Below are 18,912 nucleotides of genomic sequence, written 5' to 3'. Positions count from 1 at the left end.
GTCTCTCTGTCGTCGCAGTTACAGGAGTTTATGTTATGGCCAAGACCCCCGATTTTGCGAAGACGATGCAGGACATGATGGCGAACTTTCCGATCGACACCAGCTCGATGCAGGAAGCCATGAAGTCCCAGAGCATGCTGGGTGAAAAGCTGGCAAAGGTCGCTTTGACCGCTGCCGAACGCTCGACCGAGATCTCGGCCCAGTGGGCCAAGGATTCGATCGCCCGCATGGGTGAGATGGCCTCCAAGAAGGAAGAGCCTGCCGATTACGCCAAGGCCATGAGCGATTTCGCATCCTCGTCGGCCGAGATGGCTGCCGAGCACATGGCCGCTTATGCCGAAGTCGCCAAGAAGGTGCAGATGGATACCGTCGACCTGATGCTGACCGCCGGCAAGGACATGGCATCGGACGCCCAGAAAGTCGCCGAAAAGGCGACCCGCGACACGCAGGCTGCCGCCAAGAAGGCCGCCAGCGCCACCGCAACCGCCAAGTAATCAGTTCGACCGACGTGGTCACGAAAGGGCAGCTTCGGCTGCCCTTTTTCATGCGCGCCATGGCAGGGGTCTTTTTCCTTTGCCTTTTGGATGTGCAGCTTTCATCATGGCCGAAACGACCCCAAGGAAGCCCTGATGGCCGCATCATCTGCGCCCCTGCTGATTAAGCGTTACGCAAGCCGCCGCCTGTACAACACCGAGACCAGCGATTACGTGACCCTCGAAGACATTGCCGCGTTCATCCGTGAAGGCCGCGAGGTGAAGATTGTCGATCTGAAATCGGGCGACGATCTGACCCGTCAATATATGCTGCAGATCATTGCCGAACATGAAAGCCGCGGCGAAAGCGTGCTGCCGCTGGACGTGCTGACCGACCTGGTGCGCAGTTATACGACCAATGCCCAATCCGTCGTCCCCCAGTTCCTGGCCGCCAGCTTCGAAATGCTGCGCGACGGCCAGTCGAAGGTGATGGAGAACATGGCATCGATGTCGAACCCCATGTCCTCGATGCCCGGCTTCGAGGCGCTTCAGCGCCAACAGCAGATGTTCTTGAAGACCATGATGGGTGGCTGGCGTGGCGGCGCATCGGGCCCCGAACCCGAAGACGACGCCCCCGATGCACCGTCGCAATCCCGCGATGATGCCAAGGACATGGCCGAGATCAGACGCCAATTGGCCGAGCTGCAAAACCGTGTCTCCAAGCTCTGACATCGGGCTTGCAGATCCCTGCGTCACAGGCTAGACCCCATCCCACGGAGCGGTGGCCGAGTGGTCGAAGGCGCACGCCTGGAAAGTGTGTAGGCGGGGAACCGTCTCGAGGGTTCGAATCCCTCTCGCTCCGCCAGACATCTTTGTAAGTCGTTGATATTTATATTGATACTTCTAGGCTGTGGTTGTCTACCAACTTCATTACCAACAACGTTTTGGCGGTGTATTTCAGCGAGGTCTTCTTTGGATTGGTGAGAAAAAAATTCGAAGTTCCAAGCGACGATATCCAACTTGCAGCCTATAGCTCCTGGTGAAGGCAATTTTGCCTGAGTTCCTAATGGAGAAATAGCAAGATGAACGTTCAATTGCCTACCAAGAACCTCTTCCTGACCGTCGAACAAGGTGCAGCGCGCTACAACGTCTCGAAAGACAGCATCTGGCGCTGGAAACGAGAAGGCCGGTTCCCCGCAGCAGTCGTAGTCGGGCCCAATTCGACACGCTGGCGTCTTTCCAACCTAATCGAGCATGAGAGCAAGATGATGGTCTGCTTCGCTACGACATTGGAATGGAAGTGCCAGCCTTCCTTCTCGGCGTCATGATGTTCATCGCCGTGGCTCCCTGGCATTGCGGTCAGTTCATCACGTGGTGATGTCGAGATTGCATGGTTGATCCACGCATTTTTTTTGGAACGGGCAGGGACCGACCGCAAGTCGCCCGAGCGCCTGAGGCGCGCCAGGAACAGGCCGTGTCCGACCCGTACCGTCTTTATGGCTCGTTGCTACTTGCCGGAAATTGCCCGCAGCGCCGTCCGGGAGCGGGCGGTCGGTTTGGGTCGGCATCGCCGGAAGCGTCGCGGATCTCGCCCGACCACAGCCTTTTGTTCGCACTGGTTGGGGTCCCGAAGACCTTGAGGACCGATAGGGCGGCCGTCTTCCCCCAATACCTTGATCACCCAGATCGCTTAGCGCGAAAGTTGATCCGGACCGTTACGCGATGTCCAGAAAATCCGGAACAATCATCTGCAAGGCATCGTTGGCCCTCTATACGCAACTTGAGGAAGCATGACAGATGGCCGCCATTTATACGCATGAGCGCGAGGCCGGCGCGTATGCCGCCATGCCCGGACTGACAACGCTGACGCATTTTTCCGCAGCGTTCTTCACACTGACGCTGCTGACGGATTTCTTCTACACGCAGACGATGCTGGTGATGTGGCAGGATTTTTCATCCTGGCTGCTGTTCTTCGGTCTGATCGCCGGAGGTCTGGCGGTGGTCTTGTGGCTGATTGGTCTGGTGATGCGGCGCATTCGCCCAGCATGGGGCGGCGTGGCGTTGCAGGCGATCGTGCTTGTGATGGCCTTCGTCAATAGCCTGATTCATGCGGGCGACGGCTGGACGGCCATCGTCCCGTGGGGGATCGGAGTGTCGGCGGTGACCTGCCTGCTGATGCTGATCGCCGCCTTTCTCAATCGCCGCGCGACCCGCGTCGCTTCCTATTGATGCCCCTGACAAGGATGATCTTCACATGACGAATTCGACCTGTTCCTTGCAGCGAGTGGCACTTCTGGGAAGTGCCGCAGTGATCTTCGCAACCATGGGTGCGCCGACGACTGCCCAAGCACAGGATGACCAGTCCGGCGACTTCGATGTCAGCAGTCAGATCGGCCCCGATCCCGTTCTGCCCGAGCCGGACTTCCTGAACCTTCTGCCAAGCGTCAAGGTGGCCGAGGTTGTCGGTTGGTCCGAGGGGCAGACGCCGGTCGTGCCCGAAGGCTTGACCGTCAGCGCCTATGCCACCGATCTGGCCCATCCCCGCACCGTGCATACCTTGCCGAACGGTGATGTGCTGGTCGTCCAGGGGCAAGCCCCCGAAGGCAAGCCGAAATACCGTCCCAAGGATTACATCCGCGGCTGGATCATGTCGATCGCCGCCGGGGGCGGGGGCGGCGAACAGCCCGAAAGCAACGTCATCACTCTGCTGCGCGACACTGACCGCGATGGGGTGGTCGATGAACGGCACGACCTGCTGACCGACCTGCATTCGCCCTTTGGCGTGGCATGGGTGGATGACACGCTCTATGTGGCCGAGGCGGACGAGGTCGTCTCCTATCCTTATGCCTTGGGCGAAACCCAGATCAACGCCGAACCGACCACGCTGGCCCCGCTGCCCGGTGGACCGCTGAACCATCACTGGACCAAGGATCTGGCGCTGAGCCCCGACGGGACCATGCTTTACGCATCGGTCGGGTCGAACTCGAACGCCGCGGAAAACGGGATGGAGGCCGAAAAAGGTCGCGCCGCGATCTGGGAGATCGATCGCAGCACCGGTGCGTCCCGGATCTATGCTTCCGGCCTGCGCAATCCGAACGGTCTGACCTTCAATCCCGAGTCAGGCGAGCTTTGGGCTGTCATCAATGAACGTGACGAATTGGGGCCGAATCTGGTCCCGGATTACATGACCTCGGTTCAGGATGGCGCCTTTTATGGTTGGCCTTACAGCTATTTTGGCGACCATGTGGATGAACGCGTCCGTCCGGCGCGCCCCGACATGGTCGCCAAGGCCATTTCCCCCGATTATGCGCTGTCCAGCCATGTTGCTGCACTGGGGCTGATCTTCAGCAACGGCTCGGCCATGCCGGACGATTATGCGAACGGGGCATTCATCGGTCAGCATGGCAGCTGGAACCGCGACGCCTTCAACGGGTACAAGGTTTCCTATGTGCCGTTCACCGATGGCAAGCCATCGGGCATGGCGCAGGACGTCGTGACCGGTTTCATCGAGGGCGATAAGGCGTATGGTCGTCCCGTAGGCGTCGGCATTGATGGTACCGGTGCTTTGCTGGTGGCCGACGATGCGGGCAATACGGTCTGGCGCGTTGCGGCGGCGGACGGCTCGGTCACGGAGAGCCCGATGGGCAGTGATCGCGTTGGCACGTCGCAAGCGGACCCATCGCAGGATCAGGCAACGTCCGATCAAGCCGTTTCCCCGGCGGAGAACGCCGCTGACAATACATCTGAAGTAATGGAACCTGCCGAAGCTGAAGAGACCCCGTCTTCCGCACCCGCGGAATAGCAATCCAAGGCCCGGGGGGCAGATGCCTTTCCCTGGGCCCGGCTTGGTGCAATGAAGGCTAGTAGTAGTCTGCACTGGGTTTAGAATGCCAAGCTGCCATCGATTCAAGATGCGTTTGGGTTTAAAAAGTCTTGCTGTTTTCGGATGATCTCTTCTCAAACTGTCGCCTAAAGGACTTCGGCAGTCAGTAGAACGAGTAAGCCTTTAGATTGCTCATTGATTTGGTCTCCTTGCTGAACCCGAAGTATACAATAAGAACGAAATCATGGGCTCTGAAGCCTAGGGGACGAACCAAAACAGAGATACGATTAGCCGATTTGTATCGCTGTTCAGTCCCAGGATCAGGTGGATCAAGTTCAGGATGAATCTGTCGCGCCGGATTGTTCAGGTTTCGCAGATGTATTCGTATAGGGTGAGGCTTCCTAAGCGTCTTGAGTCGGGGCGCAAAATTGTAAGCGGCCATGAAGCCCTCCAAGTAGGTGTGGAGCAGATAGCGGTCGTGGAGGCGTTTCGCGGTCGCGTTCCTGATCGTTCGGTTCATCCACTCCACTTTGCTATTCGTCCAAGGATGCTTTGCCTTTGTGAGTTTGTGCTCAATTGCATGCTCACGGCACACGCGGTCAGCGATATGTCCGAAGGCACTTGTAACGCAGGTTTGGTTTGCAAGCTGGATGCCGCCGGCGTTCAGCACCGCGTGCAGCCTGTAAGGAACAGTAATCAGGTCACGCAAGAACTGGGTTGCGGCCATCTTGCCCGACCTTTGAACGAGTCGGATCACGGGAACTTGCTCGTCCGGTCAATGCCGATGAATATGTGGAGCTTGCGTTCGGCGGTCTGCACCTCTGCGATGTCGATATGGAAACAGCCAATCGCAGAGGTGCGGGCCGCTGCCGTTTTTGGTTGTGGCTCTCAACGTTTGGCAAACGTGAGATCTCTTGCCTTTGCAGACAACGGTGCAAGGCCAACCGCGTCAAATTCGGGATCTTCGGTTGCAGTGCATAGAGGCAATCGACAAGCAGCAGGAATGTGTGCTGCCTGAACGTAACCTGCCCCCATTGGCCCCACGTTTATAACGAAAGTTTGCCGGTTTGAGATTGGTAGTGGGTGGGTTCAGAGAAAGCGCGCCGAGCGCGGCGCCCTCGGTTAGTGCAAGTGCCCGCAACGCTTCAAGCGATGTCAGATTTTGGAGCGAGGAATCCGGCCTGACGGCATTGGAGTCGTAGCGCCAAAGGGCGATCTTGCGGCGGGCATCGTTTAGGGTGTCGAATATCTCTTCGTCCAGCAGCTCATGGTGCAGATGCCGTTGAGCGACTCGGTGAAGGCCCTCGCCATAGCCCTCGGATCCGTGGCAGACAGCCCGAAGGTTACCCGTTTTCTTGTAGATCTGGGCCACTTTGGTGCACCTCATCGAATGTGTGCCGCAAGTGCTCGGCTCCAGACCAAGCGACATGACCTGCCCCCGGACAATCCGGGCATACTGCATTGTCGATAGGTGGCGGCTGCCATGGATCCGGCTTGGCCACAGGCCTCTAAGCCGTTCATCTGGGGGCTCCGTATCCAGTGGTTCAAGGATTGACCGGTCGTATCGGCAATCGGCAACGGACAGGTTTTTTCGTCTTGCTCTGGATCATCGAGGCACGTTCCTTCATGTACCCCGCCGCGAAAACGACTCGAAATCTCGGGGCCACGAGGTCGGACCCGCGAAGCTTGCTGTCGACCGCCATGTTGATTGGCGCCAGGTCAAAGGCGTTGCCTTCCATTTCAAGCCGGACCCGTATTGACCAAACGTGCCGCGGCAGGAGCAGGCGTTTTTGACCAACGATGCGGCCCTTTTTCCAGCTGATGCGGGAAGGCCTGACGGCGGGAAGAAGACCGATGGAAATGATGAAATCTCCTGTCCTCCATGCCCGCCCTTATTTGATGATGCCGCCCGAGCAAACATATCACCCTGCAGCCTCGGTGTCTCCGACCGGCCCAGGGTCACGGGCTGATCAGGTTAGGCGTTTCCTGTCACAAACCGCTGCATTATCGACGCGAGGAGCCCCACCGAAATTCATGCAGGCCGTGGCATCTTGCGGCCCTGCGCAACTGCAGCGGAAGGCGCGGCCCACAGTGGTCGGTCGACCATCGGCAATCGGCGTGACGCCAGTTCCCGGGACCGAAGGTTCGTTCTTGGTATGGCGAGATCGACCACACTATGTCCGCTATCCCGAACAGAACTGTCGTATGCCTGATGCGCATCCCTTGTTCAGAAAAGCGGGAGGAGGACTGTCTTGCAGGGTAAGACCTGACGATTGATCCAGAACGGTCAAGCGTGCAGGTCGCGTGATGTAACCTCTCCAACGCGGAAACCTTTGAAGGTCGCCTCGAACCCGGAGCGCTGAGGCGAACAGCACATCATCCCGGCATCGACCGCAGCGGTTGGAGGAAAGTAGGCCAGCCGGACAGGCACGAACGTTTCTTCGAGCGGGTTGTAATACTGAACCCGGATGGCTTCAGCATGGCGCGTCAAGCGGATGCGAACGTCGGTCGCGCCACTAGGAACCTCGACAAGCGACCAATCCGACATGTTGTTGGTCACCACGAGCGAGAAATAGTTCTTTCCGTCCGTATGTTCGATGCCTGCCTTGATCCAGTAGCTTTCGCTCAGCCGGACCATCAGCCCTGCCTGATCATAGAACACCCTATAATCGCCGCTCACACTCACCTCTACCGTGAAGTCGCCCTCGACGTGCTGATGGAGGAAATGGCCGTTGTCACGATAAAAGCCGTAGAACGTTCCGCGCCAGAAGTCGGTGTTGGCACCGGTGGTGACCCGCAGCACATCGCCGTCCCGCGCTACGTTCTCGGGTGGGTTCAGCTATTTGAGATCAGTCATCTTGGGTTCTGCTACGCCAGAGGTTTCCAATGAAAAGCATGCCGGCTGGTCAGGGGCCAGTCACGGTTCCTTCAATCCATCAGCGATACCGCGACGCGTCCTGCTCTCCGATCTCGCGGATGATGCGGGCAGGGTTGCCACCGCAAATCACGCGCTCGGGGATCGTGCCGCGGACAACCGAGCCGGCAGCGATGACCGTGCCCGACCCGATCACGGCGCCAGGCAGGATCGAGACTCCGGCTCCGATCCAGATATCGTCTCCAATCGTCACGGGACGCGCGTATTCCAGCCCTTGGTTCCGCCGTCGGGCGTCCGACGGGTGGCCCGCTGTGTAGATCCCCGCGTTGGGAGCGATGAAGCAGTTTCGGCCGATCGTCACCTTGGCGCCGTCCAGGATCACCAGATTGACGTTCGCATAGAAGTCCTCGCCAAGCTCAGTGTCGAACCCGTAGTCACAGTGAAAATGGCCGTCGAAGGTCATACGTTCGCCCGCCTTTCCCAACAGGCCCCGGAGGGCGCCTCTCGCCGATCAGTATCGTCCGGCTACAGCCCGTTCAGCTCATGAAGGATGCGCTTGGCGGCAAGGCGCTTCTGAAGAACGGCGGGGTCGTAGTTGGCTGCGTAGAGCAGGCCCGCTGCGGCTTTCTCGAGTTCGGTCATATCCTGGCCCAGTCGTCAGGTTCAGATTGCGGGTCTCGGCACTTCGCTCCGATGCCACCATAGCACTGGCAGTGGTTGCTGAGCACATATCAGGTTCGGGATCACCAACGAACAATAGGACCGGCTACTCTGGGCACTTCACGTCGATCTTCTGTCCCTGAGGACGTGACGGCCGCCCGATCCCCAACGAAGCACCATTCTCTCTGCCCGACGACCACTACGCGGTGCTGCAGCGCCGACGGGCCTCGCTGAACGAGATCAGTCGTTTCAGCTTGTCGTCCCACAGATGCAGGTTCACCGATCGCAGGCTCTCGCCGAGCGTCAATCTTTGCGCGACCGCCAGATCAGCGTGATCACGCAGGATTTCGGGCAGTCGATAGAACGGGATGCGACTGTAGAGATGGTGGACATGGTGGATGCCGATATTGGCGGAAAGCCAGCGCAAGGGGCGGGGCAGGACATAGTGAGACGAGCCCGCCAGTGCCGCGTGGTGCAGTTGCCAGGTCTCTGCCTGGGCCCAATGCGTCTCCTCGAACTGGTGCTGCACGTAGAACAGCCACACGCCAAGCGTGGCCGCGACGATGACAGTGGGCAGATAGATGAGAAGCACGGATTGCAGCCCGCCCAGCCAGATCATCACGGCCAGAATGAGAACGATCATTGCGTTCGTCCCCATCGCGGAAATCCAATAGCGCTTTCCCGAGCGCATCAGTCCAAGTGGAAAACGGTTCTGCAGCAGGAACAGATAGCTTGGCCCCAGCCCGAAGAGCACGAGCGGGTGACGGTAAAGGCGATACATCAGCCGACCGACCCGGCTCCGACCGTGATATTCTTCTACCGTCAGCGTCAGCACGTCTCCGATACCGCGCTCATCAAGGTTGCCGTGCTGCGCATGGTGGATGGAATGGGTGCGGCGCCAGACATCATAGGGCGTCAAAGTGAGGACGCCCAGGCAGCGCCCGACCCAGTTCTGGGCCTTGCGGCTGTGGAAGAATGACGCATGGCCGCAGTCATGCTGAATGCAGAATAGCCGCACAAGGAAGAAGCCGTTCAGGATCGCGATCCCAAGCGCCAGCCACGGGCTGAACGACAAGGCTGCCAAGGCCAGCCCCCAAAGCAACGTGAAGGGCACGATTGTAACAAGAAGCTCGAAGATACTGCGCCGCGTCGAGGGTTCGCGATACTTCGCAAGTATCCGAACCCAATGCTTGGCCGAGCGGACCTGCGCCGCAGAAATGTCGGAAGATGTCATGATCACCGCCTCGGAGTTGGAGCCACGTATGCCCCTCGGCCCCCACGGCATTGACTTGTGCCATATCATCTAGTGCAGCGCCGCTTCCCTAGCAAGGCAAGCCGGGCGGCGACAGATCAGCGCATCACGCGTATGGGTGCGCTCGTTCCTCTCCATCAACATGAAGCCTCGCCTTCAACTTCGGCCTTGCATCACCCCCGACGTCCGCTCCGGTGAGCAGCTGCCGCAGAGACCTCTGATCAGAAATTGCAGCCGCTGGCGCAGTTCGGCCGGGCGACCTTCCTCCAGGGCAGCTGAAGCCGACTGAAGCGGATGTGCGTCTGGTCCGTGCATCGGGCCTCGCTGACCGCAGAATCCCGACCGGCCCGGTAAAGCTGACGCTTCCTGTCTTTGCCAAACCGGCTAACTCGATGGGAAACTGGTTCTTGGTAGAACCGGAGAGCCGGTCGCTCCTCCGGCGACTGGAGGGCAGAGCATTGCTGAATGCGACGCAGCAAAGTCCGCCGGGCACCACGGTTGATCGCGGCGAACGTGGACACGCAATTCATCATCACCGCGTCCAGCGACAGCGTCGATGCGGCGCGGCGCGAGCGCTATATCGTCCTGACAAATGAAGGCGGCACAACGCCGGTGCTTTTTCTGACGAAGGTAGAAGAAGCCGCAGATGTCAGAGCTCACTTGGATCAGGTAAGATGCCCGCAGAATGCGGCTTGTCGTGGAATGACTCGACGCAACATCTAAAGATGCGGCGCTGGTGCAGACCCAATGGTCCGGCCCAGGCCAGACTGCTGTCCTCTTCGGCTTCTCGTCTGTAGGAAGATCCTCACTGCTGATCGCACTTGGGGAAAAGCATCCAAGGATGCGCGACTGACCGTTGGCATCCGCGAGGCAGACAGCACGGGCCGATACGACGACGTCGCGCTCGCTTTATATCATTGCCGTCGGTAGCTGGGTGATCGAGACGCCCGGCATCTGCTTCATGGGCTACAAGGCATGCAGGCGCGTCCAGAGCGAGCCTGCCAGAACGCCCAGTACCTTTGCGATATGTACGGGAGAACCGTGTCGAACTGCGATCCTTCGCTCATCTTCGGCCTGCCGGCCGGGCCCCTAGAGTGACATCGTGCCGCGATGCTGGCCCGACGCGACCAGTTGACGGTGTGCATCACCCAGATCAGACCCATGATGCATTTTCGACCCCTCCTTTCGCACCGCCCTTCCTCTCCAGCCCTCAGCCGGGAAGCCTGGGATGCACTGTTTTCTCGTTCATCGGCCTCGCCGGCCTGTTCCTTGGCGGCGAGGCGCTGGTGCACGGTTCTGTTGGCGTCGCGCGGCGGCTTGCGAGACTGCCACTGCTGATCAGGTTGACGGTGGTGGGCTTCGGCACGTCCACCTCTGAACTTTTTGTGTCGGTGGTTGCCGCGCTGCGGGGCTCGCCCGATAACGGCATCGGCAATATCGTCGGCTCAAACATTGGCAACATCCTGTTGATCGTCGGCATGGCGGCTCTGGTATGGCCGATTCAGATCATGGGCGGTACCCTGTGCCGCGACACTGCCGTGACGATACCGGCTGCGCTCGCGCTGGTGCCCATACTCTGGATGGGCGTCATGGTGCTGGGACATCACCTACCTGCCGATGCGGCGTGGGTTGCTCTACCTTGGGGCCAGTTTGGACCGGTTCACGCGCAAGGTGCTGGCCTGGCGCATCTCGAACACGCTGGAAGCCGAGTTCTGCAAGCGGCCCTGAACCAGGCCATCCATACGTTCGCCCCGCCCGAGATCTTGAACACCGACCAGGACAGCCAGTCCACGTCCTCTGACTGGACCGATCGGTTGAAGAGAGCAAAAACCAAGGTCTCGATGAACGGCAAGGCCCGGTATCTGGACAAGATCTTCATCGAGCGTCTCTGGCGATCCCCGACATGGGAATGCGTCTCTCTGCACGCTTGGGAAACCAGATCACAGGCTCGCGCAGGCGTCGGACGCTGGTTCACCCTCTGCAACCATCTGCGGCAACACACCGCCAATGGTGGTCGAGCGCCTGCCATGGTCCACGTCAGCAGCAATGCAACCGGTCAGCAGCCGCAGGCAGTCGCTTAAATCAAACGGAAAACCGTCAAAAGAGCGGCGCGTGGATCAGGCGAGCGAACGTCGATCGATTCAACGTTTCTTCTTAGGCACTCAAAGTTGCCGCGGAACAGCTCAAGTCGACCTGACTATGGGAAATTTTTAGACATATTGCCTGTACATATTATCAACCAGGTAAGGTGATCCCTGCTAAGCCGACGGTAAGAGATAGACCAGAGGCGCTAAAATGACCGAAGTCACGTGGATGTGGTTTGGACGGCAGGCACAAATCAATGGGGATTACCGAACCGCAGTCACGAATGCTGAAGCGGACAAGATCGAAGGTTACACGGCAACGGGTCCAAGTCAGATGCACGCGACTTCCTTGGATGGAACTCTGCGCAACATCAGGACTGGCAACGGAGACACTCAAGGATTTGCAACGACTTACAATAGGCATTCCGACGGATTCAGCACGTTTGACTATGTTTCGCCAGCGACCGGCGAAGCGGCCAAAGCGGCGATCACCGGTTTTCTTTCGGTCAAATATGAACTGACGCTCCCCGACGGCACACCGTGGCAGGGAAACGGCGTCCTGATCCAGATGCACAACGGAGACATGTTTTTCCGACCGGCGAAGACTGAAATGGAAAACTGGGAAGGCGTTCCGGAAATCAAGTCCGTCTCCATTCTGGAGGCAGACCCCCTTCCCCCGACAACCTATGTTGCACCGGTATCCTTCTCCAGAGGCATCTTCGATGTTCAGGTCGTCTGCTTCGCTTCGGGAACGCTGATCCTGACGCCGGCGGGACAGGTTCCAATCGACGACCTGGAAGAAGGCGACCTGGTGCAGACAAAGGACAATGGGCCTCAGCCGATCCGATGGCACGGTTCTCGGTCTGTCAGCCATGCCGAAATCTTGGCCTATCCCAAGCTCAAACCCATCCGCATCTCGGCCGGCTCCTTGGGAAAGGACAATCCGGATACGGACCTGATCGTGTCGAGGCAGCATCGGATCCTGGTTCGATCCGCTATTGCGCAAAGAATGTTCGATACCGATGAATTGCTGGTTGCAGCGATACAACTGACCACGATGCCGGGCATTCATGAGATCGAACCCGACGACGCTGTTACCTACCATCACCTGCTCTTGGACGCTCATCAGATCATCTACGCAAACGGGGCTGAGGCAGAGTCACTCTACAACGGACCTCAGGCCCTGAAGGTGATGGGGAAGGACGCGGTCGAGGAGATCACCTTCTTATGGCCAGACATATTGTCCGAGGATGCAAACGGGCCCGCAAGGCCCTTTGCGCGAGGGAAGAAACTCCAGCAGATGCTGTCCCGACATATCGCGAATGGCCGGCCCCTGACCTGATGCCCTTCCCGCGCGACCGCATCGCCGGGCACAGACAAGGTAAGGGGCAACGCACTCCTCACGTCATCGCCATCGCAGCCTGATTGGCGGTCTTGCCATCTGTCCAGGAGGGTGACAAATCCCGAAGAACGGCCAATGATCAAGGACAGGCTTATGGAGGATACGACATTGCTGTCCATGGCGGACCACTTGGGATTTGTCGCGGTCGCGCTGGAATGGGTTGTCGTCCTGATCGAGCTGTTCGCGATTGCGATTCTGCTGCTGGGCATCGTGCGGTTCACGGGGTGGTTTGTCTCTGGCGAGGTCATGCGGCGCGATGCGCATGAGCGCAATCATCAACTCAATCGCGGTCGGCTGGCGCTTGGCAGGCACATTCTGGCCAGCCTCGAGGTCCTGATCGTCGCCGACCTGATCCGGACCGTGCTGCACCTGACGCTTGCCAATATCGTGCTGCTGGGGGGGCTGGTGCTGATCCGGACCTTCATCTCCTTCTCGCTCGAATATGAAATGAGGGCGCTGGAGAAGGAATGACCGTTCAGACGGGATGGAGGGCGCTGTCTGCCTTGCCGGCAAGCATCACGGGTCGCCAACCTTCGGGCATGAGGTGATAACTGTCACAGGAACCGGCTCTATGGGACATGGCCCAATTCCCGAAACGCCTGGTCCGGGCCGTAATATCATCTGCGTTGATGAGCAGCTTTGTCCTGCAATGGGGGAGCTGGCTGGTTGAATTTACTGCGGCGACCACGAACGTCCGGCCTAAGAAGGCCGCACTGCAACACCTGGCGAGGGTAACTGGCAGCTAAGGGCCGAGGCTGTGTGAAAATTGGCCGGCAGGGGCTGTCGGTTTGCCCGGTTGCTGGCTTTCAGCCGCCTTCGACACCCTTTTCGCGCGTGACGGCATGGGGATCCCGTTCAGGCAAGGCGTGACGTCTGCGCTTGGGCCACGGCAGCCCCCGGTCAGGCGACAATGGCCCGCACCAGGCCTCGAATGTCAATCAATGCGACCACCCGCTTGATGTTGTAGGCCAGGACATTCACCGCCATCTCGGTGCGGACGTTGTTCAGCCTCCGCGTCAGGAAATGGGTGTGCCCCATCCAGGCCTTGAGGGTGCCGAACGGGTGTTCGACCGTGCATCGGCGCAGGATCATCGGATCCGCCTTCCCACCGATTGTTTCACGCATCGCATCGACGAGGTTCTCATGGTCCCACCGGGTGATCCGGCGTTCCTTGCCGGTGGCGCATGCTGAGGGGCTCCAGCGTCGCCATTGACGGGAGCAAGTTGCGGGCCGTCAGCAGCCGGGATCGCAACTTTGCCAAGAACAAGATCGCCAGCCGCATCGCCCACTTGAAGGCGGACGTCGAGCGCTACATCGCGGAGATGGTGCAGGTCGATCGACAGGAGAAGGGCGAGGTTCGGGCTGAAGAGGTCGCGCACTTGGCCACGCGTTGCGGGCGCGTCCGGCGGCATATCCAACACCTGCAAGCCATGGGTCGGGCCTTGGCCGATGCGCCGGATGGGCAGATATATTGGACAGACCCCGATGCCCGCGCCATGGCGACCAGCGCCCGGAACAGCGGCATGGTCGGCTGCAATGTTCAGACTACGGTCGACACCGAGACCTATCTGATCGTCGCGCATGAAGTCACCAACCAGGGTCATGACCGTGATCGTCTAGTGCCGATGGCAAGAGCGGCCAAGGATGCGCTCCGTCGCGATGAGATGCATGTGCTGGCCGACAAGGGCTACTTCAGCGGGCGGCAGATCCTGGCCTGCCATAAGGCTGGCATCACTATGACCATCCCGCGCCCCGAGACGTCGGGTAGCGCGTCCAGGAACCATGCCCAGCCTTTCGGGCGCGCGCGGTGCGCCACGTCCGATGCGACAAGCTGGTTCAGGTGGCGTCCTTGCCCCAGGTCCATCACCGCGCGCGTCGCAAGATGGGTTTCGCCCGGGATGGAGGTCAGATCTTGCCCGTCGTGCTCGACCAGGTCGCGGACGAGGCGCAGCGTCCGTCGCCATTCGTCGCGATTCACCCGGCTATGCCACTGGTCGCGCAGGTCGTCTTCGTATTTCTGCATGCTGGGGATGGCAATCATCAGCATTCCCATAACCGAGAGGGGCGGACCAAGCAGAGGAACTTCGGATATGAGCAACGTATGCCCTGCCGAGGTGCGCGCAGCTTTGGCCTTCATCATCGCCCACCCGGTCCGGACCGATGATCGCCCGTCGGGTGCGTTTCGACCGCAGATTCGGCGCAAGGATGTGCAGGAAGACCCCGATAGGTCGGACCTCAGAGCCGATGACAACGTGCACCTTTGTGTTCATGCCGACTTTCATTCGACTGGTATGGCGACTTTGTCCCCTTTTTGGTCCGCAGGCTTTAAGTAGCTCGGTGTGCTCGCAGATAGATTGCATCGATCATGGGTAACTGTGCCTCTGTCCCCTTGTGCTGTCAGACCGACTATCATCCGGGTAAAGGTTCTGTGAGCGCTCGTTCCTTTCCAACGAATAGGGAGAGCTTTGGCCGATCCATACTTCGTTGCCGTAGCGCATCATCACAGTCCAGCGCATGTGATGACGATGATGCCGTGCAACATTCGCAGATCATCAAGGTGTGGGCGGCTATAGCCATTGGAAGGCAGGGGCCAAGCTGCGCCATCTGCGCATGGCTCTGTTTTCTTGTGAAAGGCTGAATTAGATCCGGGTTTGGGAACAATCGGTTTCGAACCCGGACCGGCTTCTCACTTGGGCAATAACGCCGACAGGATATCGTGCAGTTGGGGCGTTCCGGAGGCTTGCCAGCCAAGGCGTTGCAGACGCCCGGTCTCCATCACGCTCACTTTGCCGGGGTCCGCGCGGAGGGGGAGAGGATGACTGATCCCGCAAAGCCGAGCGAATTGCGCCAGCATGTCGCGTCGGTCCAGCACCATGCCCGAGATGTTGAACACCATCGGCGCCAGTGCCTCCGGCGGGGCGAGGGCGATGATGCGGACGGCTTCGGCAAGGTCATGCGAATGGACCTCGGTGGCCACGCGGGGGGCGATGTGTCGCCCCTGCGCGTAGTCCTGCAAAAGCTGCGCCCATTTATGCTCAAGGCCCGGAACCGGCAGGCCGCAGACGCCGGTCGCACGCAGGATTGCCACCGCCAGATCAGCCGAAGCCATCCGGCCCAGCGCGATCTCTGCGCGACGCTTGACCTTGCCATAGAGGGTGTCCGGGCGGGGCGGCAGGTCCTCGTGCAGAATTGTTCCGGGCGGATAGTCGCCATAGACCGCGCGCGACGACAGGAACAGGATACGCGGGACACCGGCATCGCGGGCTGCAGCGAACAGGCGGATCGTGCCGTCCAGGTTGCGACGCAGGAACGCCTCCGGCGCGTCGCCCTCACCGCCGCGATAGTGGCCGGGGACATGTGACAGGGCAGCGTGGACCAGGACATCCTGGCCGCGCAGGTCCGGTGCGCCCCGGTCAAGATCGAAGGGCATGAAAACGGCCTTGTCGTGCCGGGATGGGCGGCGCCCAAGCGTCAGGACATCGTGGCCCGACCGGATCAGGTGATCGACAATGTGGTGGCCGACGAAGCCGGTCGCTCCGGTGACGGCGAATCTCATCGCGGCAATGGCAGGTCTTGGACAGCGGGGACCGGACCGTCGCCCGCAAAGGCGGCCCACAGGTCGATCAGCGGCTTCAGCGCCTTCGCCTGCGGATGCGGCGTCATCCACGGCTTTTCGTATTGAAAGTGCAGAACGCGGATCGACGACCAGTTCCAGAGGTCCGGCAGGTTCAGCCAGGCATATTGCAGCATGTTGTCAAAGACCGGCAGCCCATGCCAATCGGGAAAGAAGCTTTCAAGGAAGGTCTGGTCGGTACGACGCCAGAATGCGCCCGGCGCGTCCAGACGGGCAAGCATCCGATCGAAGGTCGCCGGGTTGGGCCTGGCCGTGAAGACCCCCGAATTCAGACGGTGAAAATCGGCCAGCGATTCATACACATTGGGCGCCGCCGAGAATTCGGGATAGTCGAACAGGCGGTCTATGTTCTGCAGGACCAGCGTGTCCGCGTCCAGGAACACGGCCCGCGCATAGTCCAACTGCCACAGGCGAAGCTTGGCGAAATTGTCCAGCGGCGTGTGGAACGGGGGTTTTTGCCCCTTGGTGAAGGGCGCCCGGTCGTGAAGCGCGGATTTCGCATGGGCATGGTTGAAGGCGTCCGAGGTCGGCAGCAGGTCGACCGGGACAAGACGCACGTCGAATGCCGCAAGCGGCGCCAGCGCGCTGGTGGGCACGCCTGCGGTGTGCATCACGACAATATCCGCCGTCGTCCCACTGAGGCGGAGCGAGCGCACAAGCGCGCGCGCGCCCAAGGCAAAATCCGCGTTCGTCACCAGGGTGACGAAGGCCGCGTCCCCCTGCGCCCGGCCGGACGGTCCCGTCACGAGACCGACTTCAGCTTGCGCCCTTCGGGATCACGTTCGACCTTTGCGGCCAGGTCCCGCGTCCAGGCGGACACGGCCGGCACGCGGCTGCGATCGATGCGGTGAGAGAACTTGCGCGCGACCTCCACGACCTCGCCCAGCAGACCCTCGGCCAGCGTCGTGGGCGTCAGCCCCAGGGCAAGGAACTTGCGGTTGTCGACGACAAGGTCGTTCTCGGCGGCCTCGGCGCGGGGGTTTGGCAGATGGGCCACGCGGGCACCCGTGACCTTGGCGACCAGGCCCGCCAGATCGCGGACGCGATGCGTTTCGGTCATCTGGTTGAAGATTTCCACCCGCTGGCCCGCTTGGGGCGGTGCCGCAAGTGCCAGCTCGATGCAGCGCACGCTGTCCTGGATGTGGATGAAGGCGCGGGTCTGTCCGCCGGTGCCGTGGACGGTCAGCGGATAGTCGATGGCCGCCTGGATCAGGAAGCGGTTCAGCACCGTGCCGTAATCGCCGTCATAATCGAACCGGTTGATCAGCTGCGGATGACGGCGGGTCTGGTCGGTATGGGTGCCCCAGACGATGCCCTGGTGCAGATCGGTGATCCGAAGCCCGTCGTTCTGGGCATAGAACTGGAACAGGATCTGATCGAGGCTCTTGGTCATGTGATAGACCGAACCCGGCCGCGTCGGATAGAGGATCTGCTGCGGCACCTTCGCCCCGTCGGGCCGCGTGATGTCCACGTCCAGATAACCTTCGGGAATCGTCGCCCCGACGCTTGAATAGCCATAGACACCCATCGTGCCCAGGTGGACGACATGGGCGTCGACGCCGCTTTCCACCAGCGCCGCCAGCAGGTTATGCGTGGCGTTGACGTTGTTGTTGACGGTATAGACCTTGTGCCGGTCGGATTTCATCGAATAGGGCGCGGCGCGCTGTTCGGCGAAATGGATGATGGCATCGGGCCGGTGTTCGATCAGCCAGGCCTTCACGCGCTCATACTCGCCGGCAAGGTCCAGCAGGTGAAAGTGCAGGCGGCGGCCGGTCAGGTCGTGCCAGATGCGGCAGCGTTCCTGGATGGAATCCATCGGGGTCAGCGACTGCACGCCCAGTTCCGTGTCGATCCAGCGTCGCGACAGATTGTCGATGATGTGAACCTCATGTCCAAGGTTCGACAGGTGCAGCGTCGTGGGCCAGCCGACAAAGCCGTCCCCGCCAAGAATCGCAATCTTCATAGGGCGGTTCTCCTTCGTATGCGGGCCAACGGGTTCAGCCTGGCGGACAGCCAAGACCGTATGCCTGGTGGCGCTGTTACCAGGGATTGATATCCGCTTTCGTTCCACGGGTGAAGTCTCTGCGAATGCATGCACGCCACGGCGATCTGAATAGCCGGCGTGCAAGACAGATCGGTGACAGGACATGGGCGCTCGACAGCAAGGTCCGGGATTGCACCAGCCCGGCGTTGGACACAGCGGCGGAATGGCCCAGCATCAGGTCGACGCGAAAGGCATGAAAACCATGGGTTCGACCCGGTGTCAGGGAACTGGGGCCGAAGGTTCGCGCTTTAGGAGGGATGAAAGATCATGTGCATAAGTCTCGGTTCGATCGGCTTGATCGGCTTTCCAAACGTCTGGATTCGGTGTTCCGAATTCCCGGCACCCGCTTTCGGGTGGGCTATGACGCCATTGCGGGTTTGCTGCCCGGGATCGGCGACGCCGCGGCGATGGTGCCGGCGGTGGTGATCATCGTGGAAAGCTATCGCATGGGACTGCCGGGTCACAAGCTGGCCAGACAGGCAATCAACGTCGCGGTGGACACGACAATCGGCAGCATCCCCGTCCTGGGCAGTTTCTTCGACGCGTGGTACAAATCCAATCTTCGCAATGTCGACATCCTGCGAAGCCATCTTGAAGGCGTCAGCACGGATGTGATCGACGCGCGCTAAGGGGATTGCCGGACCTGCCATGGGTTTGACAGGCCC

At 60.2% G+C, this 18,912-nt stretch carries 19 protein-coding genes, 1 tRNA gene and 3 pseudogenes; 12 read left to right on the top strand and 11 right to left on the bottom strand.

Annotation, left to right across the window (positions count from 1 at the left end; all coding sequences use genetic code 11):
* Positions 1-35: 35 nt before the first annotated feature.
* The 6 genes from IE00_RS09915 (at position 36) to IE00_RS09890 (ending at position 4,275) form a co-directional block, all read left to right on the top strand.
* Positions 36-494, top strand: coding sequence for a Phasin (locus IE00_RS09915; protein ID WP_072296957.1), 459 nt, complete (start codon positions 36-38; stop codon positions 492-494).
* A 135-nt stretch (positions 495-629) separates the two neighbouring features.
* A complete protein-coding gene (gene phaR, locus IE00_RS09910; protein ID WP_072297081.1) occupies positions 630-1,202 on the top strand; it encodes a polyhydroxyalkanoate synthesis repressor PhaR in 573 nt (190 codons plus the stop codon).
* A gap of 46 nt (positions 1,203-1,248) precedes the next feature.
* A tRNA-Ser gene (locus IE00_RS09905) sits at positions 1,249-1,338 on the top strand.
* 217 nt (positions 1,339-1,555) lie between these two features.
* Positions 1,556-1,801: an AlpA family transcriptional regulator gene (locus IE00_RS09900; RefSeq protein WP_072296956.1), complete on the top strand. Its 246-nt coding sequence runs from the start codon at positions 1,556-1,558 to the stop codon at positions 1,799-1,801.
* Positions 1,802-2,270: 469 nt separating this feature from the next.
* Positions 2,271-2,702 (top strand): DUF2231 domain-containing protein, encoded by a 432-nt coding sequence (locus tag IE00_RS09895; protein WP_072296955.1) that lies wholly within the window; start codon positions 2,271-2,273, stop codon positions 2,700-2,702.
* Between the two features lie 25 nt (positions 2,703-2,727).
* Positions 2,728-4,275 (top strand): sorbosone dehydrogenase family protein, encoded by a 1,548-nt coding sequence (locus IE00_RS09890; protein ID WP_083554264.1) that lies wholly within the window; start codon positions 2,728-2,730, stop codon positions 4,273-4,275.
* A 184-nt stretch (positions 4,276-4,459) separates the two neighbouring features.
* Here IE00_RS09890 and IE00_RS09885 read toward each other — a convergent pair whose 3' ends face one another.
* The 6 genes and pseudogenes from IE00_RS09885 to IE00_RS09860 all read right to left on the bottom strand — a co-directional run bounded on the left by IE00_RS09885 (position 4,460) and on the right by IE00_RS09860 (position 9,065).
* A complete protein-coding gene (locus IE00_RS09885; RefSeq protein WP_083554262.1) occupies positions 4,460-5,023 on the bottom strand; it encodes a hypothetical protein in 564 nt (187 codons plus the stop codon).
* 366 nt (positions 5,024-5,389) lie between these two features.
* Positions 5,390-5,598: pseudogene (locus tag IE00_RS20540) on the bottom strand (integrase core domain-containing protein); the annotation flags it as partial.
* 985 nt (positions 5,599-6,583) lie between these two features.
* Positions 6,584-7,135, bottom strand: a complete 552-nt coding sequence (locus IE00_RS09870) for a DUF1349 domain-containing protein (protein ID WP_256374814.1) — start codon at positions 7,133-7,135, stop codon at positions 6,584-6,586.
* A gap of 97 nt (positions 7,136-7,232) precedes the next feature.
* The gene (locus IE00_RS09865; protein ID WP_240493845.1) at positions 7,233-7,634 is read right to left on the bottom strand and encodes a sugar O-acetyltransferase; all 402 of its coding nucleotides are present in this window, start codon (positions 7,632-7,634) and stop codon (positions 7,233-7,235) included.
* A 62-nt stretch (positions 7,635-7,696) separates the two neighbouring features.
* Positions 7,697-7,813 carry a maltose acetyltransferase domain-containing protein gene (locus IE00_RS20535; RefSeq protein ID WP_240493844.1) on the bottom strand — a complete coding sequence of 39 codons (117 nt, stop codon included), beginning with the start codon at positions 7,811-7,813 and terminating at the stop codon, positions 7,697-7,699.
* A 217-nt stretch (positions 7,814-8,030) separates the two neighbouring features.
* A complete protein-coding gene (locus IE00_RS09860; protein ID WP_072297080.1) occupies positions 8,031-9,065 on the bottom strand; it encodes a fatty acid desaturase in 1,035 nt (344 codons plus the stop codon).
* A gap of 483 nt (positions 9,066-9,548) precedes the next feature.
* Here IE00_RS09860 and rsgA point away from each other — a divergent pair, with 483 nt between their 5' ends.
* The 4 genes from rsgA to IE00_RS09840 all read left to right on the top strand — a co-directional run bounded on the left by rsgA (position 9,549) and on the right by IE00_RS09840 (position 13,040).
* A complete protein-coding gene (gene rsgA, locus IE00_RS19760) occupies positions 9,549-9,806 on the top strand; it encodes a GTPase RsgA (protein WP_139291388.1) in 258 nt (85 codons plus the stop codon).
* Positions 9,807-10,177: 371 nt separating this feature from the next.
* Positions 10,178-11,164 carry a hypothetical protein gene (locus tag IE00_RS20860; protein ID WP_371328436.1) on the top strand — a complete coding sequence of 329 codons (987 nt, stop codon included), beginning with the start codon at positions 10,178-10,180 and terminating at the stop codon, positions 11,162-11,164.
* Between the two features lie 214 nt (positions 11,165-11,378).
* On the top strand, positions 11,379-12,509 hold the full coding sequence (locus tag IE00_RS20520) for a Hint domain-containing protein (RefSeq protein WP_240493843.1): 1,131 nt from the start codon (positions 11,379-11,381) through the stop codon (positions 12,507-12,509).
* Between the two features lie 153 nt (positions 12,510-12,662).
* On the top strand, positions 12,663-13,040 hold the full coding sequence (locus tag IE00_RS09840) for a DUF1622 domain-containing protein (protein WP_083554261.1): 378 nt from the start codon (positions 12,663-12,665) through the stop codon (positions 13,038-13,040).
* A 429-nt stretch (positions 13,041-13,469) separates the two neighbouring features.
* On the opposite strand, the pseudogene IE00_RS09835 reads toward IE00_RS09840, so the two are convergent.
* A pseudogene (locus IE00_RS09835) lies at positions 13,470-13,754 on the bottom strand (transposase); the annotation flags it as partial.
* Here IE00_RS09835 and IE00_RS19480 point away from each other — a divergent pair.
* Positions 13,754-14,339 (top strand): annotated as a pseudogene (locus IE00_RS19480) (transposase); the annotation flags it as partial. The pseudogenes IE00_RS09835 and IE00_RS19480 overlap by 1 nt on opposite strands.
* Here IE00_RS19480 and IE00_RS20105 read toward each other — a convergent pair.
* The 4 genes from IE00_RS20105 to IE00_RS09815 all read right to left on the bottom strand — a co-directional run bounded on the left by IE00_RS20105 (position 14,257) and on the right by IE00_RS09815 (position 18,166).
* Entirely contained in the window at positions 14,257-14,616 is a 360-nt protein-coding gene (locus tag IE00_RS20105; protein WP_170864119.1) for a hypothetical protein, read from the bottom strand. The pseudogene IE00_RS19480 and the gene IE00_RS20105 overlap by 83 nt on opposite strands.
* Before the next feature lie 639 nt (positions 14,617-15,255).
* Positions 15,256-16,125, bottom strand: a complete 870-nt coding sequence (locus IE00_RS09825) for an NAD(P)-dependent oxidoreductase (protein ID WP_072296950.1) — start codon at positions 16,123-16,125, stop codon at positions 15,256-15,258.
* Positions 16,122-16,949: a glycosyltransferase gene (locus tag IE00_RS09820; protein WP_072296949.1), complete on the bottom strand. Its 828-nt coding sequence runs from the start codon at positions 16,947-16,949 to the stop codon at positions 16,122-16,124. Before IE00_RS09820 ends, IE00_RS09825 begins: the two co-directional genes overlap by 4 nt.
* Entirely contained in the window at positions 16,946-18,166 is a 1,221-nt protein-coding gene (locus IE00_RS09815) for an NAD-dependent epimerase/dehydratase family protein (protein WP_072296948.1), read from the bottom strand. The genes IE00_RS09820 and IE00_RS09815 overlap by 4 nt, the downstream gene beginning before the upstream one ends.
* 404 nt (positions 18,167-18,570) lie before the next feature.
* On the opposite strand from IE00_RS09815, the gene IE00_RS09810 reads away from it, so the two are divergent.
* Complete coding sequence (locus tag IE00_RS09810; protein WP_240493842.1) at positions 18,571-18,876, top strand: DUF4112 domain-containing protein; 306 nt, start codon at positions 18,571-18,573, stop codon at positions 18,874-18,876.
* Positions 18,877-18,912 lie beyond the last annotated feature (36 nt).

Source organism: Paracoccus sp. SM22M-07, assembly GCF_001887735.1.
Lineage (GTDB): Bacteria > Pseudomonadota > Alphaproteobacteria > Rhodobacterales > Rhodobacteraceae > Paracoccus.
Note: the sequence above shows the minus strand (reverse complement) of the source record. Positions and strands in the feature narration are given on the sequence as shown.

Bases quoted from the DNA above. Each gene is read 5' to 3' on its own strand.
- IE00_RS09915 (WP_072296957.1), top strand. From the start codon at position 36: ATGGCCAAGACCCCCGATTTTGCGAAGACGATGCAGGACATGATGGCG.
- phaR (WP_072297081.1), top strand. From the start codon at position 630: ATGGCCGCATCATCTGCGCCCCTGCTGATTAAGCGTTACGCAAGCCGC.
- IE00_RS09900 (WP_072296956.1), top strand. From the start codon at position 1,556: ATGAACGTTCAATTGCCTACCAAGAACCTCTTCCTGACCGTCGAACAA.
- IE00_RS09895 (WP_072296955.1), top strand. From the start codon at position 2,271: ATGGCCGCCATTTATACGCATGAGCGCGAGGCCGGCGCGTATGCCGCC.
- IE00_RS09890 (WP_083554264.1), top strand. From the start codon at position 2,728: ATGACGAATTCGACCTGTTCCTTGCAGCGAGTGGCACTTCTGGGAAGT.
- IE00_RS09885 (WP_083554262.1), bottom strand. From the start codon at position 5,023: ATGGCCGCAACCCAGTTCTTGCGTGACCTGATTACTGTTCCTTACAGG.
- IE00_RS09865 (WP_240493845.1), bottom strand. From the start codon at position 7,634: ATGACCTTCGACGGCCATTTTCACTGTGACTACGGGTTCGACACTGAG.
- IE00_RS20535 (WP_240493844.1), bottom strand. From the start codon at position 7,813: ATGACCGAACTCGAGAAAGCCGCAGCGGGCCTGCTCTACGCAGCCAAC.
- IE00_RS09860 (WP_072297080.1), bottom strand. From the start codon at position 9,065: ATGACATCTTCCGACATTTCTGCGGCGCAGGTCCGCTCGGCCAAGCAT.
- rsgA (WP_139291388.1), top strand. From the start codon at position 9,549: ATGCGACGCAGCAAAGTCCGCCGGGCACCACGGTTGATCGCGGCGAAC.
- IE00_RS20520 (WP_240493843.1), top strand. From the start codon at position 11,379: ATGACCGAAGTCACGTGGATGTGGTTTGGACGGCAGGCACAAATCAAT.
- IE00_RS09840 (WP_083554261.1), top strand. From the start codon at position 12,663: ATGGAGGATACGACATTGCTGTCCATGGCGGACCACTTGGGATTTGTC.
- IE00_RS20105 (WP_170864119.1), bottom strand. From the start codon at position 14,616: ATGCTGATGATTGCCATCCCCAGCATGCAGAAATACGAAGACGACCTG.
- IE00_RS09825 (WP_072296950.1), bottom strand. From the start codon at position 16,125: ATGAGATTCGCCGTCACCGGAGCGACCGGCTTCGTCGGCCACCACATT.
- IE00_RS09815 (WP_072296948.1), bottom strand. From the start codon at position 18,166: ATGAAGATTGCGATTCTTGGCGGGGACGGCTTTGTCGGCTGGCCCACG.